Annotated in this window: 18 protein-coding genes and 1 pseudogene; 7 read left to right on the top strand and 12 right to left on the bottom strand. The window is 71.1% G+C overall.

What is annotated here, in order from left to right; all coding sequences use genetic code 11:
• Nucleotides 1-74: 74 nt before the first annotated feature.
• Nucleotides 75-1,682: a DASS family sodium-coupled anion symporter gene (locus G6038_RS04680; RefSeq protein WP_165036153.1), complete on the bottom strand. Its 1,608-nt coding sequence runs from the start codon at nt 1,680-1,682 to the stop codon at nt 75-77.
• Between the two features lie 133 nt (nt 1,683-1,815).
• Here G6038_RS04680 and G6038_RS04675 point away from each other — a divergent pair.
• Nucleotides 1,816-2,169, top strand: a pseudogene (locus G6038_RS04675) (pyruvate kinase alpha/beta domain-containing protein); the annotation flags it as partial.
• Nucleotides 2,170-2,280: 111 nt separating this feature from the next.
• Here the strand turns inward: G6038_RS04675 and G6038_RS04670 are convergent.
• From G6038_RS04670 to G6038_RS04625, 10 genes are all read right to left on the bottom strand, one after another.
• Complete coding sequence (locus G6038_RS04670) at nt 2,281-3,084, bottom strand: ABC transporter permease (protein WP_010594538.1); 804 nt, start codon at nt 3,082-3,084, stop codon at nt 2,281-2,283.
• Nucleotides 3,081-4,064: an ATP-binding cassette domain-containing protein gene (locus tag G6038_RS04665; protein ID WP_165036152.1), complete on the bottom strand. Its 984-nt coding sequence runs from the start codon at nt 4,062-4,064 to the stop codon at nt 3,081-3,083. The genes G6038_RS04670 and G6038_RS04665 overlap by 4 nt, the downstream gene beginning before the upstream one ends.
• Nucleotides 4,065-4,141: 77 nt before the next feature.
• Nucleotides 4,142-4,960, bottom strand: a complete 819-nt coding sequence (locus G6038_RS04660) for an SDR family NAD(P)-dependent oxidoreductase (RefSeq protein ID WP_165036151.1) — start codon at nt 4,958-4,960, stop codon at nt 4,142-4,144.
• A gap of 57 nt (nt 4,961-5,017) precedes the next feature.
• On the bottom strand, nt 5,018-5,737 hold the full coding sequence (locus G6038_RS04655; RefSeq protein ID WP_165036150.1) for a TetR/AcrR family transcriptional regulator: 720 nt from the start codon (nt 5,735-5,737) through the stop codon (nt 5,018-5,020).
• A gap of 81 nt (nt 5,738-5,818) precedes the next feature.
• Nucleotides 5,819-6,991 (bottom strand): lipid-transfer protein, encoded by a 1,173-nt coding sequence (locus G6038_RS04650; RefSeq protein ID WP_165036149.1) that lies wholly within the window; start codon nt 6,989-6,991, stop codon nt 5,819-5,821.
• Nucleotides 6,988-7,395, bottom strand: coding sequence for a MaoC family dehydratase (locus G6038_RS04645; protein ID WP_165036148.1), 408 nt, complete (start codon nt 7,393-7,395; stop codon nt 6,988-6,990). The genes G6038_RS04650 and G6038_RS04645 overlap by 4 nt, the downstream gene beginning before the upstream one ends.
• On the bottom strand, nt 7,392-8,429 hold the full coding sequence (locus G6038_RS04640) for a bifunctional MaoC family dehydratase N-terminal/OB-fold nucleic acid binding domain-containing protein (RefSeq protein WP_165036147.1): 1,038 nt from the start codon (nt 8,427-8,429) through the stop codon (nt 7,392-7,394). Before G6038_RS04640 ends, G6038_RS04645 begins: the two co-directional genes overlap by 4 nt.
• Nucleotides 8,430-8,443: 14 nt before the next feature.
• The gene (locus G6038_RS04635) at nt 8,444-9,595 is read right to left on the bottom strand and encodes an acyl-CoA dehydrogenase family protein (protein ID WP_165036146.1); all 1,152 of its coding nucleotides are present in this window, start codon (nt 9,593-9,595) and stop codon (nt 8,444-8,446) included.
• Nucleotides 9,580-10,638, bottom strand: coding sequence for an acyl-CoA dehydrogenase family protein (locus G6038_RS04630; protein WP_165036145.1), 1,059 nt, complete (start codon nt 10,636-10,638; stop codon nt 9,580-9,582). The genes G6038_RS04635 and G6038_RS04630 overlap by 16 nt, the downstream gene beginning before the upstream one ends.
• Before the next feature lie 65 nt (nt 10,639-10,703).
• Nucleotides 10,704-12,848: an acyl-CoA dehydrogenase family protein gene (locus G6038_RS04625; protein WP_165036144.1), complete on the bottom strand. Its 2,145-nt coding sequence runs from the start codon at nt 12,846-12,848 to the stop codon at nt 10,704-10,706.
• A 92-nt stretch (nt 12,849-12,940) separates the two neighbouring features.
• Here G6038_RS04625 and kstR point away from each other — a divergent pair, with 92 nt between their 5' ends.
• Together kstR and otsB are read left to right on the top strand one after the other, a co-directional pair.
• A complete protein-coding gene (kstR, locus tag G6038_RS04620) occupies nt 12,941-13,603 on the top strand; it encodes a cholesterol catabolism transcriptional regulator KstR (RefSeq protein WP_100057622.1) in 663 nt (220 codons plus the stop codon).
• A 94-nt stretch (nt 13,604-13,697) separates the two neighbouring features.
• Entirely contained in the window at nt 13,698-16,292 is a 2,595-nt protein-coding gene (gene otsB, locus G6038_RS04615) for a trehalose-phosphatase (RefSeq protein ID WP_165036143.1), read from the top strand.
• On the opposite strand, the gene G6038_RS04610 is transcribed toward otsB, so the two are convergent.
• Nucleotides 16,280-17,389 (bottom strand): LacI family DNA-binding transcriptional regulator, encoded by a 1,110-nt coding sequence (locus tag G6038_RS04610; protein ID WP_165036142.1) that lies wholly within the window; start codon nt 17,387-17,389, stop codon nt 16,280-16,282. The genes otsB and G6038_RS04610 overlap by 13 nt on opposite strands.
• Before the next feature lie 175 nt (nt 17,390-17,564).
• On the opposite strand from G6038_RS04610, the gene G6038_RS04605 reads away from it, so the two are divergent.
• The 4 genes from G6038_RS04605 to G6038_RS04590 all read left to right on the top strand — a co-directional run.
• A complete protein-coding gene (locus tag G6038_RS04605; RefSeq protein WP_165036289.1) occupies nt 17,565-18,587 on the top strand; it encodes a zinc ABC transporter substrate-binding protein in 1,023 nt (340 codons plus the stop codon).
• A gap of 135 nt (nt 18,588-18,722) precedes the next feature.
• Nucleotides 18,723-19,535, top strand: coding sequence for an ABC transporter ATP-binding protein (locus tag G6038_RS04600; RefSeq protein WP_206024294.1), 813 nt, complete (start codon nt 18,723-18,725; stop codon nt 19,533-19,535).
• The gene (locus G6038_RS04595; protein WP_165036140.1) at nt 19,532-20,446 is read left to right on the top strand and encodes a metal ABC transporter permease; all 915 of its coding nucleotides are present in this window, start codon (nt 19,532-19,534) and stop codon (nt 20,444-20,446) included. Before G6038_RS04600 ends, G6038_RS04595 begins: the two co-directional genes overlap by 4 nt.
• Before the next feature lie 52 nt (nt 20,447-20,498).
• A partial coding sequence (locus G6038_RS04590) for a hydantoinase/oxoprolinase family protein (protein ID WP_276613806.1) occupies nt 20,499-22,367 on the top strand: 1,869 nt, incomplete at its 3' end.

The following is a 22,367-nucleotide window of genomic DNA, read 5'->3' as shown; positions in this document are numbered from 1 at the left end:
CATCGCGACATCGATGACCACCACCGTCGCGTGCAGCCTCCGGACGTCAACCTACGCGACGACGGTGTGATCGATCATGTAGCGCCGAGGCCGACCAGGGCGATCGTCAAGGGCAGGAGAACGATGATCAGGATCGCACCTACGACGTCGAAAACCACCCCGCTTCGAATCATCGTGGTGATCGGGACGGCCCCGGAGCCGTAGACCACGGCGTTCTGCGGCGTCGAGACCGGAAGCATGAACCCGAACGACGCAGCGAACGTGGCCGCGAGCGCCGGCACGAAGGGGTTGACACCGGCCGCTACCGCCACCGGAATCACGATCGGCACCACGACCGCCGCCGACGCCGTGTTGCTCGTCGTCTCCGATACGGCGATGGCCAGCACGACGGCGAAGACCGTGATGGCGACGACGCTCGTCAGGCCCAGCGAGTTCGCGACGGATGTGCCGATCGTCTCGGCGAGGCCGGTGTCGGCGAGCAGGGAGCCGAAGATGATGCCTGTGCCGAACAGCACGATCGTGCCCCAGTCGATCTCCGCAGCGTCTCGCCAGCGCAGCGTGAACTCGCGATTCTCCCAATCGGTCGGCAGAAGGTAGAGCAACGCCGCTCCGAAGACCGCGACCATGCCCTCGTCGAGTCGGTCGCTGACCGTGCTGTAGAGGTCCGAGTCGTTACCGGTGATCACCGCGACGACACCGGGCAGGATCCACAGCGTCACCGTGACTCCGAAGGCGATGAGCGTGTTCTTCTCGGCACGAGACAGCGGACCCATTTCCGCGCGCTGCTGCGCCAGGTAGTCGGCGACGCCTTCGATACGTCGGATCTCGGGCTTGTTCAGGCGCAGCAGGATGACGGCGAGCGCGATGAACATCGACAGACAGATCGGGATGGCGATCACCATCCACTGCCCGAAGCTGATCCGCTCCCCCGTGGCCTCCTCGATCAGACCGCGGCCGATGAGGTTGGGTGGGCTCCCGACCGGCGTCAACAGGCCACCCACGCTTGCTCCGTACGCGAGCATCAGCATGATCGCGGCGCCCACCCGGACGCGCAGCGGGTCGAAGTCCGGTGCGACGACGCCGCGGTTCTGCATGAGCTTCGCGATGACGCCGAGGATGCCCAGCGCCGTGGGCAGCAGCATCGCGACGGTCGCGGTGTTGGATACGAAGGCCGAGAGCCCGCACGTGATCGCGCCGAATGCGATGATCACCCCGGTGGTGGACTGGCCCACACGCGGCAGGGTCAGGATGCGGAACGCGAACCGACGCGCCACGCCGTGTTTGAGCATCGCCTGAGCGAGGATGAACGCTCCGATGAAAGTGAAGATCGTCGACGACCCGAACGCTGCGAGGACTTCGTCGGCCGGCGCCACCCCCAGAAAGACCACGACCGCCACACCGAGCAGCCCGGTGATCGGGATCGGCACCGCCTCGCTCACCCACAGCAGGATGACGCCGAGCAGCACGCCGGCCAACGTCTGCTGTTGCGGCGGTATGCCGAGCGGCAGGACGAGGAAGACGATCGCGATCAGCGGCGCGAGAAACAGCCCAATCGTGCGGCGGCCCTTCTCGAACCGCTCCTCGGCGGGTGAGAGCCGCTGTTCGCCGAGGCTGCGATAGGTGGCGTGCCCGAGCAACGCCTTGTCGACGTCGGTTCGGTCGCCCTGGTTCTCAGCTGTCATGGCCCCTTCCCCACGACATGGATCGGTACGGCCGGAGTACCCATCCCCGAGCGCGCTAGTCGTACTGCGGCATGATTTTCCGAGTCCATCAGGTGCGTGCGGGTGGCGTGAGGTGCGTCCGCCGGACGACGTCCGCGACATCGGGGAGCGATTGCACACGAAAGCCCTCGTCGCGTTCACACAATCCGGGGACACCGTCCGCAGCCTCGCCCGCCTGCACACCCCGCTGCCACTACTGGCCTTCACCCCGCTGCCCGAAGTGCGCAACCAACCCGCCCTGACCTGGGGCACCGAAACCGTCCTCGTCGACCTCGTCCGCACCACCGACGATATGATCCGCCAAGTCGACACCGCCGTCCTCCGGCTCGACCGCTACCGGCACGGCGACCTCGTCGTCATCGTCGCCGGATCACCCCCGAACACCATCGGCTCGACCGACCTCATCCACGTCCACCGCATCGGCATCAACGACTACACCTCCCACTGACCATCGGGTCAGGGGGCAAGTGCACCAGTCCGGCCACGATCACCGCATAGGCGCGTTCGACGGCTGGGGCCGCGGCCCGTGCGCGACCCCAGCGCGGTCGACCAAGGTCCCTCAGCGGCTGACGGCCTTCTGGTAGCGACGGATCGCGAAGGGCACGAACACGATCAGCATCGCGGCCGTCCACAGCAACGACGCCAGGATCGGGTTCTGCAGCGGCCACGCATCCGACACGGGCATCGTCGGATTGGTGTTGCCGAACAGCTCCCGCACCGCCTGCGTCAGGGCCGACACCGGGTTCCATTCCGCGATCGTCTGCAGCACCGGCGGCAGCGAGGAGATGTCGACGAACGTGTTGGCGACGAACGACAACGGGAAGATCACCATGAAGCTCGCATTGTTGAACACCTCCGGCGTGCGGATCCACATCCCCACCACCGCCATCACCCAGGACAGCGCGTAGGCGAACAGCAACAGCAGCGCGTATCCGGCAAGGGCCTCCCCGAACGACGAATGGATCCGCCACCCTACGAGCAGGCCCGTCAGCGACATCACCACCAGGCTGAGCACGTTGATGAGCACGTCGGTGGAGGTGCGGCCGACCAGCACCGCGGACGGCGCCATGGGCAGCGAACGGAACCGGTCGATGATGCCCTTCTGCAGGTCCTCGACCATGCCCAGACCGGTCCAGGTCGCCCCGAAGATCACCGTCTGGGTGAAGATCCCGGCGATGAGGAACTCCCGGTAGGACATCCCCGGAACCTGGATCGCGCTGCCGAACACGTACGCGAACAGCAGCACGAACATGATCGGCGAGAGCATCGTGAAGACGATGAGATCGGGCACCCGCTTGATCTTGATGACGTTACGCTTGGCGATGGTGACCCCGTCCGACACCATCATCTGAGCCGTGTTCATCCCACCGCCTCCTCGATCTTCTCGTCCGCCTCGTGCCCGGTGAGGGCGAGGAACACGTCGTCCAGTGTCGGTTTGCGCAACGCCACATCGGTGACGCGGATGCCGGCCGCGGACAGGCGGCCGAGCGCCGTGGCCAGCGCATCGGCGCCGCTGCCTGTCGAGCCGGTGTCGCTGAGCGGCACGGTGACGCGGCCGGATCCCGCATCGACCTGGATCCCGCCGACCGCGAGGTCGTCGAGCTCGCGACGCACGGTCGGGATCGTGGCGGCGTCCGCGACCCCCAGCTCGATGCGTTCCCCGCCGACGAGGCGCTTGAGTTCGTCGGCGGTGCCGCGGGCGATCACGACGCCCCGGTCGATCACCGCGATCCGGTCCGCGAGCCGCTCCGCCTCCTCCATGTACTGGGTGGTGAGCAGCAGCGTCGTCCCCCGCGCGACGAGCTGGTCGATGACCTCCCACAGCTGGAGCCGGGCCCGCGGGTCCAGACCGGTGGTGGGTTCGTCCAGGAACAGCACGGGTGGTTGCGCCACCAGCGCACCGGCGAGGTCGAGCCGGCGCCGCATGCCGCCGGAGTAGCCCTTGACCGGACGGTCCCCGGCCTCGACCAGGTCGAACTGTTCGAGCAACTCACGCGCCCGTTCGCGGCTGCGCTTGATTCCCAGATGGTAGAGGCGCCCGACCATTTCGAGATTCTCGAACCCGGTGAGATACTCGTCGACCGCGGCGTACTGGCCCGAGGCGCCGATCTGCGAACGCAGAGCGCGCGCGTCGGCGACGACGTCGAGTCCCGCCACGGTGGCCCGGCCCTCGTCCGGTACGAGCAGGGTGGTGAGCACCCGCACCGTGGTCGTCTTGCCGGCGCCGTTGGGCCCGAGCAGCGCCGTCACCGTCCCTTCCGGGACTCGCAGATCGATTCCGTCGAGGGCCGTGACCTGTCCGTACCTCTTGATCAACCCCTCGGCGACTATGGCGTCGGCCATGAGTCCTCCCCGTCGTCGGATGTGCGCCCCAGTGTGCTACAGACCTCCGACAGGTTTCGAGCGGTTTTCCCGGCTCGTCAGATGCCGGCCAGCAGCCGTTCCTGATAGCGCCGCATTCCGGCGAGCCAACGCTCGTAGTCGGCGCCCTTCATCCGGTACATGTCGAGGACCTCGGGGTGCGGCAGGATCAGGAACTGCTCGGCCTCGACCCCCGCGAGCACCACCTCCGCGACGTCGGCCGGCTCGAGGACCGCCCCCGCGGAGGTGACGGCCCGCGCGGCCGCCACGCCCAGGCCCTCGCCGGAGGTCTCCCCCTCGTGCAGCAGCTGGGTGTTCACCCCCATGGGGCACACACAACTGACGCGAATACCCTTGTCGCCGTAGGTTACCGACAGCCATTCGGCGAATCCGACGGCGGCGTGCTTGGTGGCCGAGTAGGTCGCCGAGCCGATCTGGGTGAGCAGCCCGGCAGCGGACGCGGTGCTCACGAAGTAGCCCTCGCCGCGCTCGAGCCATCGCGGCACCATCAGCTGCGCGGCCCGCACGTGTGCGCGCAGGTTCACATCGAGCGCGAGGTCCCAGGCCGACTCGTCGGCGCCGAGCCCCGCCGCCCCGGCGACTCCGGCGTTGGCGAAGTACAGCGCGACGGGACCGAGTTCGGCCTCGGCCCGGTCGACGATCGCGCGGATGCGTTCGGGGTCGGCGACGTCGGCCCCGACCCCGAGGGCCAGGCCGGTGCCGTCGGGATCGAGCTCGCGGGCCACGCGCTGCGCGGCGTCGCCGTCGAGGTCGGCGACGAGAACCCGCGCTCCCGCGGCCACGAGCCGGGCAGCGAGTGCGGCGCCGATTCCGTTACCGGCTCCGGTGACAACGGCGACCTTGCCTTCGACGTGCACTGGCGTTCCTCTCGTCGGGAATGATGCCTCCCTGTTTAGTTGAATCAGACCTCGAGTTCAAGTGGTTGCCGCGGCGGCGCGCTCCGGGATCCGCAGCGCATTGGCCCACAGCCGCGTCAGCGTGGTCACCAGGACGTCGAAATCCACCGCCTCGGCGTCGCCCAGCGCGAGCGTCGAGTAGGCCAGGCGGCTGACCATGCCCGACAACGCCCGCGAGGCGAGCATCGGATCGAGTTCCGGATCGGCGATGCCCCGTTTCTGCAGTTCCGCGATGCTGCGTGCGTTGCGCCGGATGAAGGTCTCGCCGCGCCGGCGCCGCAGCTCGCGGAAGCGTGGATCGATGCTCGCGACCTGCTCGAGCAGCACCATGAGGCGGGCGTTGCGGCGATACGCCTCGAGGTACGCCCGGTTGCTGGCCTCGAGCACCGCGTAGGGGTGGTCGGTGCCCGCAACCCGGCCCATCCCCGGGTGCAGCATGTCCTCCTGGGCCTCCTGGAGCACGGCCGCGAACACCTCCTCCTTGTTGTTGAAGTAGGTGTAGAAGGACCCCGTCGAGCACTTCGCCTCACGCGTGATGTCGGTGAGCTTGCTGTCGAGGAACCCGGACCGTTCGAAGACGACCCGGGCCGCCGCGATCAGCTCGGCGCGGCGGCGCGCCCCGCGCTGGGTGACCGGCGGGTCGTGCAGCAGGTCCGCCGGCGCCATGGACGGCGCCGGTCCGTCCCAGTCGGCGTCGCGGCCCGCGTCGCCGCGGCCTGGGTGTGAGGCGGAATTCATGTCCTACTTATACCGTCCCGGTCGGCTCGTGGCCGTGATGTCCTGCCGGATCCTCGCGGGTCCGGGCGGACGCCTCCGCCCTCAGCTCCTCGCCAGCACCAGTCCCGACGTCGGCACCCCGGTGCCTGCGGTAACCAGTACGTTCTCCACGTCGGAAACCTGATTGACGGATGTGCCGCGAAGCTGGCGCACCCCCTCGGCGATGCCGTTCATGCCGTGGATGTACGCCTCGCCCAGCTGGCCGCCGTGGGTGTTGAGGGGCAGCCGGCCGCCGAGCTCGATCGCCCCGTCGGCGACGAAGTCCTTCGCCTCGCCGGGCCCGCAGAACCCGAGTTCCTCGAGCTGCATGAGCACGTACGGCGTGAAGTGGTCGTAGAGCACCGCCGTCTGCACGTCCTGCGGACCGAGGCCGGACTGCTCCCACAGCTGGCGGCCGACGATGCCCATCTCGGGCAGTCCCGTCAGGCCGTCACGGTAGTAGCTGGCCATGATGTACTGGTCCGGCCCGCTGCCCTGGGCGGCGCCCGCCACCACGGCCGGCGGCTGGGGCAGGTCCCGCGCCCGTTCGGTCGTGGTGACGACGAGCGCGACGCCGCCGTCGGACTCCTGGCAGCAGTCGAGCAGGTGCAGCGGTTCCGCGATCCACCGCGAACTCTGATGGTCGTCGAGGGTGATCGGCCTGCCGTGGAAGAAGGCGTGCGGATTCGTCGCGGCGTGCCGGCGGGCCGCGACGGCGACCTTCCCGAAGTCCGCGCTGGTGGCGCCGGTGTCGTGCATGTAGCGCCGGGCGGCCATCGCCACGAACGAAGCCGGAGTGCCAAGACCGTGCGGATAGGAGAAGGCGTAGTCGGTGCCGGAGGAGTTGACCTGTGCCGACAGCGCGGTGTTGACCTGGCCGTACCGTGCACCGGAGCGCTCGTTGAACGCCCGGTACACCACCACCACGTCGGCGACGCCGGTGGCGACGGCCATCGCCGCCTGCTGCACGGTGGCACATGCCGCGCCGCCGCCGTAGTGGACGCGGGAGAAGAACTTCAGGCTCGGGATCCCCACCGCACGTGCGACGGCGATCTCGGTGTTGGTGTCCATCGTGAAGGAGGTCAGGCCGTCGACGTCCGCCGGGCGCAGACCGGCGTCGGCCAGCGCCGCCCGCACCGCCTCCGCGGCCAGGCGCAGTTCGCTGCGGCCGGAGTCCTTGGAGAAGTCGGTGGCGCCGATGCCGACGATGGCGGCGCGACGGGACAGTTCGCTCATGCGGTGCCTCCGATCACGAGGACGGCCTTCGCGGTGATGTGGTCGCCCAGACCGTTCTTCCCGGCGATGTCGACGGTGATGCGGCCGTCGTCCTCGACGGCGGCGACGGTGCCGGTCAGGGTCAGCGAGTCGTACGCGTACCAGGGCACCCCCAGCCGCAGCGAGACCGACTTCAGCACCGCGCGCGGACCGGCCCAGTCGGTGACATAGCGCTGCACCAGCCCGGTGTCGGTGAGGATGTTGACGAAGATGTCCTTCGACCCGCGCTGCTGCGCCTTGTCGCGGTCGTGGTGCACGTCCTGGAAGTCCCTGGTGGCCAGGGCCGTCGAGACGACGAACGTCGGATCGGCCCGGATCGTCAACGGCGGCAAGGATTGTCCGACGGTGACCGTTCCCGCGTTCATGCGCGCTCCTCGCTCGGCTGCCAGGCGTACAGGGTCCAGGGGTCGCCGCCGGTCTCGTCGTCGCCCGGGAAGTCGAGAAAGATCGCCTCGACCGGCATCCCGATGCGTACGTCGCCGGGGTCCACCCCGCGCAGTTCGCCGAGCATACGGACGCCTTCGTCGAGTTCGACGAGGGCGACGACGAACGGCACCGTCCGCCCGGGCACCTTCGGCGCGTGGTGCACCACGTAGCTGAAGACGGTGCCGCGGCCCGACGCGACGACGTACTCGGTCGTCTCGCCCTTGTCCAGCCACAGCGCCGGCACCGGCGGGTGCTGCAGCGTGCCGTCGGGGCGCCGCTGGATCCGCAGTTCGTGCGCGGTGACACCGTCCCAGAAGAACTGCGTGTCCTGCGACGCCGACGGCCGCAGCATGCGGGTGGGGTCGAGGTCCGCCGGGACCGTGGGGGCCGAATGTGACACCGGTTCGGTTGAACCGCCGGAATGTGACATTCGGCCGGTCCCGCGGGTGGGCGGCGCGAACTTGAGGATGCGGAAGAGCATTTCGGCGACCACCTCGTCGCCGACCTTCCACACGCTGCGGGTGGTGAAGAACCAGCCCTCGCCGAGGCCGGTCTTCTTGGGTCCGGCGAGGTCCTCGAGGGTGGACTCGATGGTCACCTCCTCGCCGTGGCGCAGATAGCGGTGGTAGACCTGATCGCAGTTCGTGGCGACGACCGACGTGTAGCCCGCCTCGTCGAGGATCTCCGTCATCCGGCGGAGCGGATCGTCCTCCTCGCGCTTGGCGCCGAGGCCCCGCATGGTCCACACCTGCGCCATCGCGGGTGGCGCGACGAGGCCGCCGTGCCCGGCCGCGATCGCGGCGGATTCGTCTGTGTAGATCGGGTTCTCGTCGCCGATCGCCTCGAGCCAGTTGCGGATCAGCGGCAGATTCACCCGGTCGCGGCCCGCACGCGGCTTGGACGGCCCCTCGGCGCGGACGCGTTCGGCGGCCGCGCGGATCTCGCCGTGGGGGTCCGGCACGCCGGCGCTCATCGACACGTCCTCCTTCACCGCGGGACCCGGGGCATGGCCAGGCCCGCCGTCGCGATCAGCTCCCGCATCACCTCGTTGACACCGCCGCCGAAGGTGATCACCAGGTTCCGCTTGACCTGCATGTCGAGCCAGCGCAGCAGGTCCGCGGTCTCCGGGTCGCCGGGATCCCCGAACCGGCCGACGATCTCCTCGGCGAGCCGGCCGACGCGCTGGATGCGTTCGGTGGCGAACACCTTGGTGGCCGATGCGTCCGCGATGTCGACCGCCTCGGACTCGCTGGCGGCGACCTGCCAGTTGAGCAGTTCGTTGAGCCGGAAGGTCGCGTGGATCTCGCCGAGCCCGCGCCGCACGTCGGGTTCGCCGAGCAGGTCCCGGGAACGGGCCCAGGCGAACACCCGGTCGTAGAGTCCGCCCACGCGGCCGGCGGGGCCGAGCATGACGCGTTCGTGGTTGAGCTGCGTGGTGATCAGCCTCCAGCCCTCGTTCTCCTCGCCGACGCGCATCTCGACCGGGACACGCACGTCGCTGTAGTACGTGGCGTTGACGTGGTGCGCGCCGTCGCAGGTGATGATGGGCGTCCAGCCGAAGCCGGGGTCCTTGGTGTCGACGATGAGGATCGAGATGCCGCGGTGCCTCGAGTCGGCGCTGCCGGTGCGCACCGCGAGCCAGATGTAGTCGGCGTCGTGGCCGCCGGTGGTGAAGATCTTCTGCCCGTTCACCACGTAGTGGTCACCGTCGCGCACGGCCGTGGTGCGCAGCGCGGCGAGGTCGGTTCCGGCGTCGGGCTCGGAGTAGCCGATCGCGAAGTGGACCTCGCCGGCGAGGATGGCGGGCAGGAACTTCCGCTTCTGTTCCTCGGTTCCGTAGACCTGCAGGGTCGGCCCGACCGTCTGCAGGGTGACACTGGGCAGCGGCACGTCGGCGCGCACGGCCTCGTTGACGAAGATCTGCTGCTCGACCTCACCGAAGCCGCGGCCGCCGAATTCGACGGGCCAGCCGACGCCGAGCCGGCCGTCCTTGCCCATCCGGCGCACGACTTCCCGGTAGGTGGGGCCGTGGCGCTCGGTGCGCATGATCGCGGCCTCCTCGGGGGAGATCAGGTCCGCGAAGTACCGTCGCAGTTCCGCCTGCAGCGCGCGCTGCTCGTCGGTCAGATCGATGAACACCGGGCCCCCACGAGGTCGAGTCGGTACGAGGCGCCGCCGAGCAGGCGCGCCAGATCCTTTGCGGTCGAGGAATAGCGGTGCAGCGGATAGGTCTCGTCCACGCCGAGACCGCCGTGCAGGTGGTGCAGCACACGCACGGCGGGCGGCAGCTCCGTGGCGATCCAGTACGCCGTGACGTCGAGGTCGTCGTCCGCGGCGGCGCTGCGGGCGTCCTGCGCGACGCGCCAGGCCGCGGCGAGCGCGGCGACGTGCAGGGTGCGGGAGGTGACGTAGACGTCGGCGATCTGCTGGGCCACCGCCTGGAAGGTGGCGAGCGGCTTGCCGAACTGGTGCCGGGTGCTCACATGCCGAGCGGTGAGTTGCGTTGCGCCCGAGAGTAATCCGTCCGAGTAGGCGCCGACGGCAGCGAGGGCGAGACGGTACAGGACGGCGACGTCGGCGGCCGGGTCGGCCCCGTCGCCGAGGAGCAGGCCCGGCGCGGACTCGAGCCGCACGGAGCACTCGGGGGCGTGGGCCGACGACGGGCTCTCGGTCAGGGTCACGCCCGGCGCCGTGGGCTCGACGGCGATCACCCCGGTGTCGGTGGGCACCAGGATCTTTCGCGACGTCGCCGCGTAGGGCACGCCGACGAAGTACCCGGTGACGGCGTGGCGTTCCCCGTCGGGTACCGCCGTGGCGGCGGGGGACGCCGGGAAGGCGCGGCCGACCTCGGCGAGAGCGGCGGTGAGGACGGCACCGTCGGCGACGCCCGTGAGCAGTTCGTCCTGCTGCGCGTCGGTGGCGAGGGTCCGGACGGGCAGCACACCGAAGCCGAGGGTGGCCAGGGCCGGGACGGGTGCGGCGCGTCGCCCGATCTCGGTCAGCAGTGCGGTGACCTCGGCGATCCCGAGGTCGTCGCCGCCGAGCCGCGCGGGCAGGGCGAGGGAGAGCAGGTCGGCGTCGGCGAGGGCGCGCCACAGTTCGTCCGGGCCGAGGTCGCGGGCGAGCAGGTCGACGGCGACCTGGGCCACGGCCTCCTGCGTGTCGTCACGAGCGAAGTCCACGTTTCCACCTTCGATTAGAACGTGTTCTAGTTGTATCACCTCGACAGGGCGGGCGGAAGCACCCGTCAGCCGCGCGGCAGGCCCAGCAGGCGCTCCGCCGCGAGGGTGAGCAGGATCTGCTCGGTGCCGCCGGCGATCGTCAGGCAGCGCGTATTGAGGAACTCGCGCGTCAGCGGCCCCTCGACCCAGCCGGCCGCACCGGCGAGATCCATCGCGAGCTCCGCGGTGTCCTGGCGCTGCCGCACGCCGATCAGCTTGCGCACGCTCGACGCCGGGCCGGGGTCCTGACCCTCGAGCTGCGCCAGGGTGGTCCGCAACTCGAGCAGCGAACCGGCCGTGGCCTCGGCGACGAGCCCGCCGATCCGGTCCTCGGCGACCGGGTCACCGGGTGCCACCAGCTCCAGCAGTTGTTCGACCGCCTTCCCCAGCGACGATCCGCCGCTCATCGCGACCCGTTCGTTGGCGAGCGTGGTGCGCGCGAGCTTCCACCCGCCGCCGAGCGGGCCGACGACGCACTCGTCGGGGACGACCACGCCGTCGAGGAACACCTCGTTGAAGAGCGCGTCGCCGGTGATCTCCCGAAGCGGCGAGACGGCGATGCCCGCGGACTTCATGTCGACGAGGAAGTAGGTGATGCCCTTGTGCTTCGGGGCGTCGCGGTCGGTGCGGGCCAGGCAGATCGCCCAGTCGGCCTCCTGGGCCAGCGACGTCCACACCTTCTGCCCCTGCAGGCGCCAGCCCCCGTCGACCTTCTCCGCGGTGGTGCGCAGCGACGCCAGGTCGGATCCGGCGCCCGGCTCGGAGAACAGCTGGCACCAGACGATCTCACCGCGCAGGGTCGGCAGGGCGAAGCGTTCGATCTGCTCGGCGGTGCCGTGCTCGAGGATGGTGGGCACGGCCCACCATCCGATCACCAGATCGGGCCGGTCCACGCCGGCGGCCGCGAGTTCCTCCTCGATGAGGATCTGCTGCGCGGCGTGCGCGCCCCGGCCGTACGGCGGCGGCCAGTGCGGGGCCAGGAATCCGGCCTCGGCGAGCGCGGCCCGCCGCTGCGGTCCGGGCCGGTCGAGGAGCTGCGCGATCTCGGCGCGGATGCCCGCGCGTTCGTCGTCGAAGGCGCTCAGGTCGACGGTGAGGTGACGGCGGGCGCCGGAACGGGCGAGACCGGCGACCCGGGCCCGCCAGGCGGTGGAGCCGCCGAGCAGCTGACGGGTGACGACGGCGCGGCGCAGGTACAGGTGGGCGTCGTGCTCCCATGTGAAGCCGATACCACCGAGCACCTGGATGGCGTCCTTGGCGTTCTGCACCGCGGCGTCGAGGGCGACGGCGGCCGCGACGGACGCGGCCAGTGGCAGTTCGTGCGGAGCCGCGTCGGCCGCCACGGCGGCGTCCCAGGCCGCCGCGCGGATCTTCTCGGTGCGGCAGAGCATCTCGGCGCACAGGTGCTTGATCGCCTGGAACGAGCCGATGGGCTTGCCGAACTGTTCGCGGATCTTGGCGTACTCCACGGCCGTGGCCAGGGCCCAGCCGGCGACGCCGGCCAGTTCGGCGGCGGCGAGCGTGGCGGCGAGGTCGCGCACCTGGCCTGCCGGGAGGCAGACGACCCGGTCGGTGGTGACGGCGGCGCCGGCGAACCGCACGCGGGCGAGCGCCCGCGACTTGTCGAGGGTGTCGAGGGGTTCGAGGCTCAGTCCGGGGGTGTCGGCCTCGAGCAGCGCCCAGCGTTCGGTCCCGCCGTCGGTGCCGATGCGGACCAGGACCGCGACGCCCGGCTCACCGCCGAGCGCCGGGCCCGCGTCGCCGTCGAGGTCGTACCCGCCCTCCCGCGTCGTCGCGGTGAGCGCGCCGTCCAATGCGACGGCGGTCGGCAGGGCGCCCTCGGCCAGGAGTTCCGTCCACTTGGCGCCGTCGGTGCCGGCGGCGCGGCCGAAGACGAGTGCGGCCAGGGCGGTGGGAAGGACGGGGCCGGTCGCGAGGTGGTGCGCAGCCTGTTCGAGCATCGTCGCCAGGTCGACGACGCCGGCGCCGGCGCCGCCCGCGGCCTCGGGCACGGCGACGGCGAGGATTCCGAGTTCGGCGAGCGATTCCCACCCCGGTCGCCACACGGTCGCCGGTCGTTCGCGTAGGTTCTGGATCGGCGCTGTGGCGCGCGCCCAGGCCTGCACAGAGGCCTGCGCGGCCTGCTGTTCCTCGGTGGTGGCAATGCTCACAGCGGGTTTCCGCCTTTCGGGAATGACACGATGCCTAGAACGTGTTCTAATATGACAGCCGGTTCAGAGTCAAGGCAGAGGAAGACATCTCGATGACGACATCGTCCCGCTCACGTTCCACCGGCGGCGGAACTCTGACCGCCCTCACCGAGGACGATCTCAGTTCCAACGCCCAGAAGGAACGGCGCAAGCGGATACTCGACGCCACCCTGGCACTCGCCTCCAAGGGTGGGTACGAGGCCGTGCAGATGCGCTCCGTCGCCGAGAAGGCCGACGTGGCCGTCGGCACCCTGTACCGGTACTTCCCCTCGAAGGTGCACCTGCTCGTCTCGGCCCTCGGCCGCGAGTTCGCGCGCATCGAGGGCAAGGGCAAGATCCCGCCGGGCCACACGCCGCTCGAGCGGATGCAGCTGATCCTGAGCCTGATCACGAAGGCGATGCAGCGTGACCCGCTGCTCACCGAAGCCATGACCCGGGCATTCATGTTCGCCGACGCCTCGGCCGCCGCCGAGGTCGATCAGGTCGGCCTGCTCATGGACCGGCTGTTCGCCCGCGCGATGAACGAGGGCGAGCCCACCGAGGAGGAACTGGCGATCGCCCGCGTCATCAGCGACGTGTGGCTCTCGAACCTCGTGGCGTGGCTGACGCGGCGCTCGTCCGCGACCGACGTCGCGCGCCGGCTGGAGCTGACCGTCGAGCTGCTGCTCGGCGACGGCTCGCAGCGTCCGGCCTCGATTCCGGTCCAGGAAGGCTGACCTGCGCCGCGAGGCGCGGAACTGTAACGGGAAACACGTCCCGAACCGGACAGGGGAGACGACGCCGGGCGCCGGATCACCTACCTTTGAGTGAGTGAGCGCCCAAGACCTCCCGATCGACCTGCGCCGCGCCCTCGTCGCGCTGGCGCGGACCCCGCGGCTCCTCGTAGCCTCCGACTACGACGGGACCGTCGCGCCGATCGTCTCGGATCCGGACAAGGCGTTCCCGAACGCCGAGTCGGTCCGCGCCCTGCGCGCGCTCGCCGGCCTGCCGTCCACGGCCGCAGCCGTGATCTCCGGTCGCGCCCTGAAGGATCTCGCGGCCCTGTCCCGCCTGCCCGCCGAGGTGCAGCTCGTCGGTAGCCACGGCTCGGAGTTCGACATCGGCTTCGTCCACGCCATCGACAGCGACGCCCGGCAGCTGCTGCGCGACATCGTCGCCGAACTCGAGGCGATCGCCGCCCGTTACGACGGCGTGCACGTCGAGGCGAAGCCGGCGAGCGCCGCGCTGCACGTGCGCAACGCCGACCCGGCCGACGCCGAGCAGGCACTGTCGCTGGTCCGCGGCGACCTCGCCCGGCACCCGGGTGTGCAGGTCACCGAGGGCAAGGCCGTCATCGAACTGGCGGTCGTGCCCACCGACAAGGGCCACGCGCTGGACATCATCCGGCACCAGGAATCGGCGAGCGCCGCGGTCTTCTTCGGCGACGACGTGACGGACGAGAAGGCCTTCGCCTCCCTCCACGGCCCGGACGTGGGTGTCAAGATCGGGGACGGCGAGACCGCCGCGCAGTACCGGATCGGCACGGTCGAGGACGTCGCGACCGCGCTGGCGTTCCTGCTCGACCAGCGCCGCACGTGGCTCTCGGGCGCGGAGGCCTGCCCGATCGAGCGGCTGACGATGCTCGCGAGCCCGCGCACGAAGGCCCTGCTGACCCCGGACGGAACGGTGACGTGGCTGTGCCACCCCGAGCCGGATTCCGCGGCGGTGTTCGCGCATCTGCTCGGCGGCGAACCGGCCGGGCACTTCACCATCGGCCCGAGCCGGGAGGCCCTGCCCCTGAGCCAGCGCTACATCGACGGCACCATGACGGTGGTGACCCGCTGGGCGAGCCTCGCGGTGATCGACTACCTTCCGCACGACGTCGAACCGGGCCGCACCGACCTGACCCGGGTCATCACCGGCAAGGCCAAGGCGGTGGTCACGTTCGCCCCGCGCCCCGAGTTCGGACAGGGCCAGGTCGGGCTCGAGCCCGTGGCCGACGGCCTGCGGGTGCTCGGATTCAACGAGCCGTACGTCCTGCGCTCCCCCGGCGTCGAGTGGAACATCACCACGGACGGCGCCCATCAGACCGCGCACGCCGTCGTCGATCCGTCCGACGGCGACATCATCCTCGAATTCCGTTGCGGCACCGATGATATCGGCCCGCACCCCGTCGCCGAGGTGCAGCGGCGCGCGTCCGCGGAGGAGTACTGGTGGAAGTGGGCGGCGGGCCTGGACCTGCCGCCGCTCAAGCGGGACCTGATGAAGCGGTCGGCGCTGACCCTGCGCGGCCTCGTGCACGCACCCACGGGATCCATCATGGCGGCCGCGACCACGTCGCTGCCCGAGGAGATCGGCGGCGTCCGCAACTGGGACTACCGCTACTGCTGGCTCCGCGACGCCGCCCTGACCGCGCATGCCCTGGTGAGCGTCGGGTCGGTCGCCGAGGCGGACGCCTATCTGGACTGGGTGCACCGGGTGCTCGACACCGTGCCGGGCCCCGAGCGCCTGCACCCGCTGTACACGCTGGCCGGGGGCGCGCTGCCGCCCGAGGCGGTCATCGACACGCTGCCCGGCTACGCCGGCTCCCGGCCCGTCCGGGTCGGCAACGCCGCGAGCCAGCAGGTCCAGCTCGACGTGTTCGGCCCGATCGTGGACCTGATCTCGGCGCTGGCGCACCGCCGCGAGGAGCGTGGCGTCCCGCACGATGAGGCCCTCACCGACCGGGACTGGGAGCTGGTGTGCGCCATGGTCACCGCCGTGGAATGCCGCTGGTTCGAGCCCGACCACGGTATCTGGGAGATCCGCGACAACCCGCGCCACCACGTGTACTCGAAGGTCATGGGCTGGCTGACCGTGGACCGGGCGCTGACGCTGGCCGAGAAGTTCGGGCGCACCGCCGGCGACAACTGGGCCGGCCTGCGCGCGGAGATCGCGGAGGAGGTGCTGGAGAAGGGCTGGAACGAGGACGTCTGCTCCTACACCGCGGCCTACGACGGCACCGATCTCGACGCGGCGACGCTGTTCATCGGCCTGTCCGGGCTCATCGACCCCGACGACCCGCGGTTCCACGCGACGGTCGTCGCGACGGAGGCGGAGCTGCGCAGCGGTTCGACGGTGTACCGCTACCTGCACGACGACGGCCTGCCCGGAACCGAGGGCGGCTTCCACCTGTGCGCGGCGTGGCTGGTGGAGGCATACCTCCTCGTCGGTGCCCGTCCGCAAGCGGAGGCACTGTTCGCCCAACTCGTCGACGCGGCGGGGCCCACAGGGCTGCTCAGCGAGGAGTACGACCCGGTGGCGGAGCGGTCACTCGGCAACCATCCCCAGGCGTACAGCCACCTCGGGCTGCTGCGGTGCGCCCAGCTGCTGGCGGCGGCGCCGGCGGCGGATCGGACGCTGTCGGCCGTCGATCACTCGGCGTAGATCGACGTCTCGTCGTGCACGCCGGTGGTCTGGCCGATGAGCAGTTCGGTGGCAAGGGTCTCCGCCGTCGCGACCCCGGAGTGTGACGGTGCGGCCATGAGCAGGGCACCGGTGCGCCGGCCCTTCTCCTCCTGGGGCTGGCGCACGGTGGTCACGCCCTCGCGCAGGGCCTCGCCGATCCCGTCGAAGCCGGTGATCGACAGCCGTCCGGGGACCTCGAGGCCGGTGCTGCGTGCCCACGCCAGCGCGCCGAGCGCGAGGACATCGGTGGTGCACATCAGGGCGGTGATCGCCGGGTTCGCCGCCAGCGCCTGCGCGGCGGCGGACGCGCCGTCCTCCGCGGTGTGCGCGTAGCGCTCGACGACGGTGAGGCTCGCGGGGTCGAGGCCGGCCGCGCGCAGGGCCTCCTGCACCCCGAGGATCCGCTCGTGCTGGACGTGGAAGCGGTCGGACTCGAAGCGGGTGGGATCGACGACACCGTCGTGCCGGTCGCGGCCGAGTCGCATGCACAGCACCCCGATCCGGCGGTGGCCGAGGGCGATGAGGTGCTCGGCGAGCCTGCGCATCGCGCCTCGGTCGTCGATGCCGACCAGGGGCGCGCTCGCGATACCGCGGGGCTGGTCGCACACCACCAGGGGCAGGTTCCGCTCGAGGACGGCGGCGAGATACAGATCGTCGGACGGAACCGAGTAGACGACGAAGCCGTCGACCGCGGCGCCGTGCACGACCTGAGCCGCCTCCTCCTCGTCGCGTTCCGGTCCGGCGGGGATGAGCAGAAGGCCCTCGCCGGCGGCCTCGCAGGATTCGGAGAGGCCGGACAGGAAGCTCATCGCGGCCGGGTCCCGGAACGAGTAGCTCAGCGCCTCGGTGAGCAGCACGCCCACGGCCCCGGCCCTGCGGGTGCGCAGGGAACGGGCCATCGGGTCCGGACCGGCGTAGCCGCGACGCTTGGCGACCTCGAGGATCTGCTCGCGAAGCTCGGCGGACAGCTGGTCCGGCCGGTTGTAGGCGTTGGAGACGGTGGTGCGGGAGATCTTCAGCTCGGCAGCGATCGACGCCAGGGTGGCCTGGGGACGCGGCTGACGAGACCTGGGCATGAACGGACGGTAGCGGGTCCGCGCCGTCCCGACGAATCGGGCCGGATGGGCGCCGATCCGGACATCCGCTAAAGTGGAACGGTAACGGTTTCCAATAAGGTGGGAACCGCGCACATCCCCGGCCGTCCGGCCGACCGTGATCACAGGAGATGGAACAGTGCGACTGCCCCGCCGAATGCGCGCCGCCACCGCGACCGTGGGCTTGACCTGCGCCGCCGCGCTCACCCTCGCCGCCTGCGGCAGCGACTCGGGGGGCGGGGCGGGCACCGACGCCGGTGAGATCCGCATCGTCGCCTCCACCAACGTGTGGGGCGCGGTCGCGCAGGCCGTCGCCGGGGACCGCGCCCAGGTGCAGTCGCTGATCACCGAGCCGTCCGCCGACCCGCACTCGTACGAGGCCAGCCCCGCCGACGCCGCCGCCGTCAGCGACGCCACCCTCGTCGTCTACAACGGTGGCGGCTACGACCAGTTCGTCGACGACATCCTCGAGTCCACCGGAACCGACACCGCCACGGTCGACGCCCTCGCGCTGTTCGAGTCCGGCACCGGAAGCGACCTCGAGGACGGCCACGACCACTCGGCCGGCACCGCACCCGAGGGCGACACCCACGAGGGTGAGACCCACGAGGGTGAGGAGGGCGACGCGCACGCCGGGCACGACCACAGCGGCATCAACGAGCACGTCTGGTACGACCTGGCCGCCGCGGACGCCGTTGCGCACACCGTCGCCGACCGTCTGGCCGAACTGGATCCGGCCGGGGCCGACACCTACCGCGCCAACGCCGAGGCCTTCCACTCGCAGCTGCACGAGGTCACCGACGTGACCGCCGAGATCGCCGCCGCGCATGCGAACACCCCCGTCGCGCAGACCGAATCCATCGGCTACTACCTCGTCACGTCCGCGAAGCTCGAGGACCGGACGCCCGCCGACTTCACCAACGCCGTCGAGAACGGCACCGACCCGTCGCCCGCCGCGATCGCCGCGACCCGGCAGCTGCTCCTCGACAAGCAGGTGCGGATCCTGCTCCACAACCCGCAGACCGAGGACAAGGTCAGCCGCGACATGCGGGCGACCGCCGAATCCGCGGGTATCCCCGTCGTCGAAGTTACGGAGACCCTGCCCGCGGGCGTGGACTACATTCAGTGGCAGAAGCAGACGGCCGAGGCGCTCGCCGCCGCCCTCGACGCCGCCCGCTGACCCTTCGAGCAGGGCAAGGACATCACTCCCGTGACCACACCGGCCGACGTCACCCCGGGCGGCACCGCCGCGGCACCGGACGCACCCGCGACGCCCGCCGGCCGCACTGCCGCGGTCGAGCTCCGCGACGCCCGCATGGCCTTCGGCGACCGCGTCCTGTGGCGGGGCCTCGATCTCACCGTCGAGCCCGGCGAGTTCGTCGCGGTGCTCGGCCCCAACGGGGCGGGCAAGTCGACGCTGCTGAAGGTCCTGCTCGGTCAGCTACCCCTCAGCGGTGGCACCGCGACGATCGCCGGCGCGCCCGCCCGCACGGGCAACTCGCACGTCGGCTACGTGCCGCAGCAGAAGTCGCTCGACGAGGGCGTGCCCCTGCGCGGCCGCGACCTCGTCGGGCTCGGCGTGGACGGCCATCGCTGGGGCACCGGCCTGCGCTACTGGAAGACCCGCCGCAGCGCCGTCGACGCCGCGATCCGGCAGGTCGGCGCCGAAACCTACGCGAACGCCCCGATCGGCTCCCTCTCCGGCGGCGAACAGCAGCGGCTGCGCATCGCGCAGGCCCTCGTCGGCGACCCGCGGGTCATGCTCTGCGACGAACCGCTGCTCAGCCTCGACCTGGCCAACCAGCACCTCGTGTCGTCCCTCATCGATCGCCGCCGCCGCGAACACGGCACCGCCGTCCTGTTCGTCACCCATGAGATCAACCCGATCCTGCCCCTGGTGGACCGGGTGCTGTATCTCGTCGACGGGCAGTTCCGCATCGGCACCCCCGCCGAGGTGATGACCTCCGAGATGCTCTCCGAGCTGTACCGCACCGACGTCGAGGTCCTCGAGATCCGGGGCCGGCTCGTCGTCGTCGGCACCGGCGACGCCATCGACGCGCTCGGCAGCGCCGGCGGGCTGCGCCCGGGTGAGGGTGTCCACCACGACCATCACGAGGATCAGCATTGAGCAGCAAATTCACCGACGCGATGGGCCGGATGTTCGACGTGCAGGCCACCGTCGACCTGCTCCAGTACGACTTCGTGCAGCAGGCCCTGCTCGCCGGCGCGATCCTCGGCCTGCTCGCGGGCGTGATCGGGCCGCTGGTGATCAGCCGTCAGATGGCATTCTCCGTGCACGGCACCTCCGAGCTCTCGCTCACCGGCGCCGCCGCGGCCCTGATCGTCGGCGTCTCCGTCGGGCTCGGCGCCGTGTTCGGGGCCGTGGTGGCGGCCGTCCTCTTCGGTGTCCTCGGCACCCGCGCCCGGGAACGCGACTCCGTCATCGGTGTCGTCATGGCATTCGGGCTCGGTCTGGCCGTGCTGTTGCTGTGGGCCTACGACGGCCGCACCGGCGCCGCGTTCTCCCTTCTCACCGGCCAGATCGTCGCGCCGGGCGGCACGGGCATCGCGCTGCTCGCCGCCTGCGCCGTCGGCGTCATCGGCACCATGCTGTTCATCTACCGCCCGCTGCTGTTCGCCAGCACCGACCCCGAGGTCGCCGCCGCGCGCGGGGTGCCGGTGCGGGCACTGTCCATCGTCTTCGCCGTGCTGGTCGGAATCACCGCCGCCCTCGGCGTGCAGATCGTCGGTGCCCTGCTGGTGATGGCGCTGCTCATCACCCCGGCCGCCGCAGCCGCGCGCGTGGCGAGCGGGCCGCTCGCCGCGACGGTGCTGGCCGTGATCTTCGCGGAGGTCTCCGCGGTCGGCGGGATCCTGCTCGCCCTCGCGCCCGGCGTGCCGGTCTCGGCGTTCATCACGGCGATCGCGTTCGTCATCTATCTCGCGTGCCGGGGAATCGGCGCGGCCCGCGCCCGGCGCGGCACCGGACGCGGGGCGCCCGCGCCGGCCCCGGACAGGGCCGCGGCCGTCACCGCCTGAGTCCGGGTGCGGCGGTCTGGGCCGTCCCGGTCGCGGTGGCTAACCTGCTGTCATGGCGACAGCGGAGCAGGCGAGCGAACGAGACCGGACACCCGGGCGCTGGGAGTTCTGGGTGGACCGCGGCGGCACCTTCACCGATGTCGTCGCCCGCCGGCCCGACGGCGCCCTGGTCACCCACAAGCTGTTGTCGGAGAACCCGTCCCGGTACCGGGACGCGGCCGTCGCCGGGATCCGGGAGCTGCTCGGGGTGCCCGCCGGCGAACCCGTCACCGCCGACCTCGTCGAGCAGGTACGCATGGGCACCACCGTCGCGACCAACGCGCTGCTCGAGCGCAAGGGCGACCGGACCGCCCTGGTGATCACCGCCGGTTTCCGCGACGCGCTGCGCATCGGCTACCAGAACCGGCCGCGGATCTTCGAGCGCAACATCGTGCTGCCCGAGCTGCTGTACGAGCGGGTGATCGAGGTCGACGAACGCATCCGGGCCGACGGCACGGTGCTGCGTGCCCCCGACCTGGACCGGCTCGAACGGGACCTGAGGCAGGTACGCGACGACGGCATCGACTCCGTCGCCGTGGTGTGCATGCACAGCCACCTGTATCCGCAGCACGAGCACGCGATCGGTGAGCTCGCCGAGCGCCTCGGCTTCGGGCAGATCTCGCTGTCCGCGGTCGCCAGCCCGCTGATGAAACTCGTGCCGCGCGGCGACACCACCGTCGTCGACGCGTATCTCTCGCCCGTGCTCCGCCACTACGTGGACCGCGTGGCCGCGGAACTGCCGGGCGTGCGGCTGATGTTCATGCAGTCCAACGGCGGGCTCACCGAGGCGATGCACTTCCGCGGCAAGGACGCGATCCTCTCCGGTCCGGCCGGGGGCATCGTCGGCATGAGCCGGATGTCGGCGCTGGCCGGTTTCGACAAGGTGATCGGGTTCGACATGGGCGGCACGTCGACGGACGTGTCGCACTTCGCCGGGGAATACGAGCGCGTCTTCCACACCGTCGTCGCCGGGGTGCGGTTGCGTGCCCCCATGATGGACATCCACACCGTCGCCGCCGGCGGCGGCTCGATCCTGCACTTCGACGGCAGCCGGTACCGGGTGGGGCCCGATTCCGCCGGCGCCGACCCCGGCCCGGCCTGCTACCGCGGCGGCGGGCCGCTCACCGTCACCGACGCCAACGTCATGCTCGGCCGCGTGCAGCCCGCGCACTTCCCGCACGTGTTCGGTCCCGGCGGCGACGAACCGCTGGACGACGAGACGGTGCGGGCCCGGTTCGCTGCCCTGGCCGCCGAGATCCGCGAGGCGACCGGCGACGACCGCAGCCCCGAGGAGGTCGCCGCCGGCTTCCTGCAGATCGCGGTCGCGAACATGGCCAACGCCGTCAAACGCATCTCGGTGCAGAAGGGACACGACGTCACCGAGTACGCGTTGACGACCTTCGGCGGCGCCGGCGGGCAGCACGCCTGCGCGGTGGCCGACTCGCTCGGCATCCAGACCGTCCTCGTGCCGCCGCTGGCCGGTGTCCTGTCCGCGCTCGGCATGGGTCTCGCGGACACCACCGCGATGCGCGAGCAGTCCGTCGTCGTCGAACTCGACGCCGAAGCGATGCCGCGGCTGCGCGACGTCGCCGCCGAACTCGAGGCCGCGGCGCGCGCGGAACTGCTCGACGAGGACGTGCCCATCGAACGCATCGACGTGGCCTTCCGGGCGCACCTGCGCTACGACGGCACCGACACGTCCGTGCCCGTCGCGCTCGCCGACCCGGCGACGATGACCGCGGAGTTCGAGGCCGTGCACCGGCGCACCTACTCCTTCCTCATGGACCGGCCGCTGATCGTCGACGCCGTCGCGGTCGAGGCCGTCGGGGCGACGCGCCGGCCCGGCCTGTCCGGGCTCGGCCGCGGCCGCAGCGACGACGAC

This window comes from Rhodococcus sp. 14C212 (assembly GCF_011058195.1).
GTDB classification, from domain to species: Bacteria; Actinomycetota; Actinomycetes; order Mycobacteriales; family Mycobacteriaceae; genus Rhodococcus; species Rhodococcus aetherivorans.
Note: the sequence above shows the minus strand (reverse complement) of the source record. Positions and strands in the feature narration are given on the sequence as shown.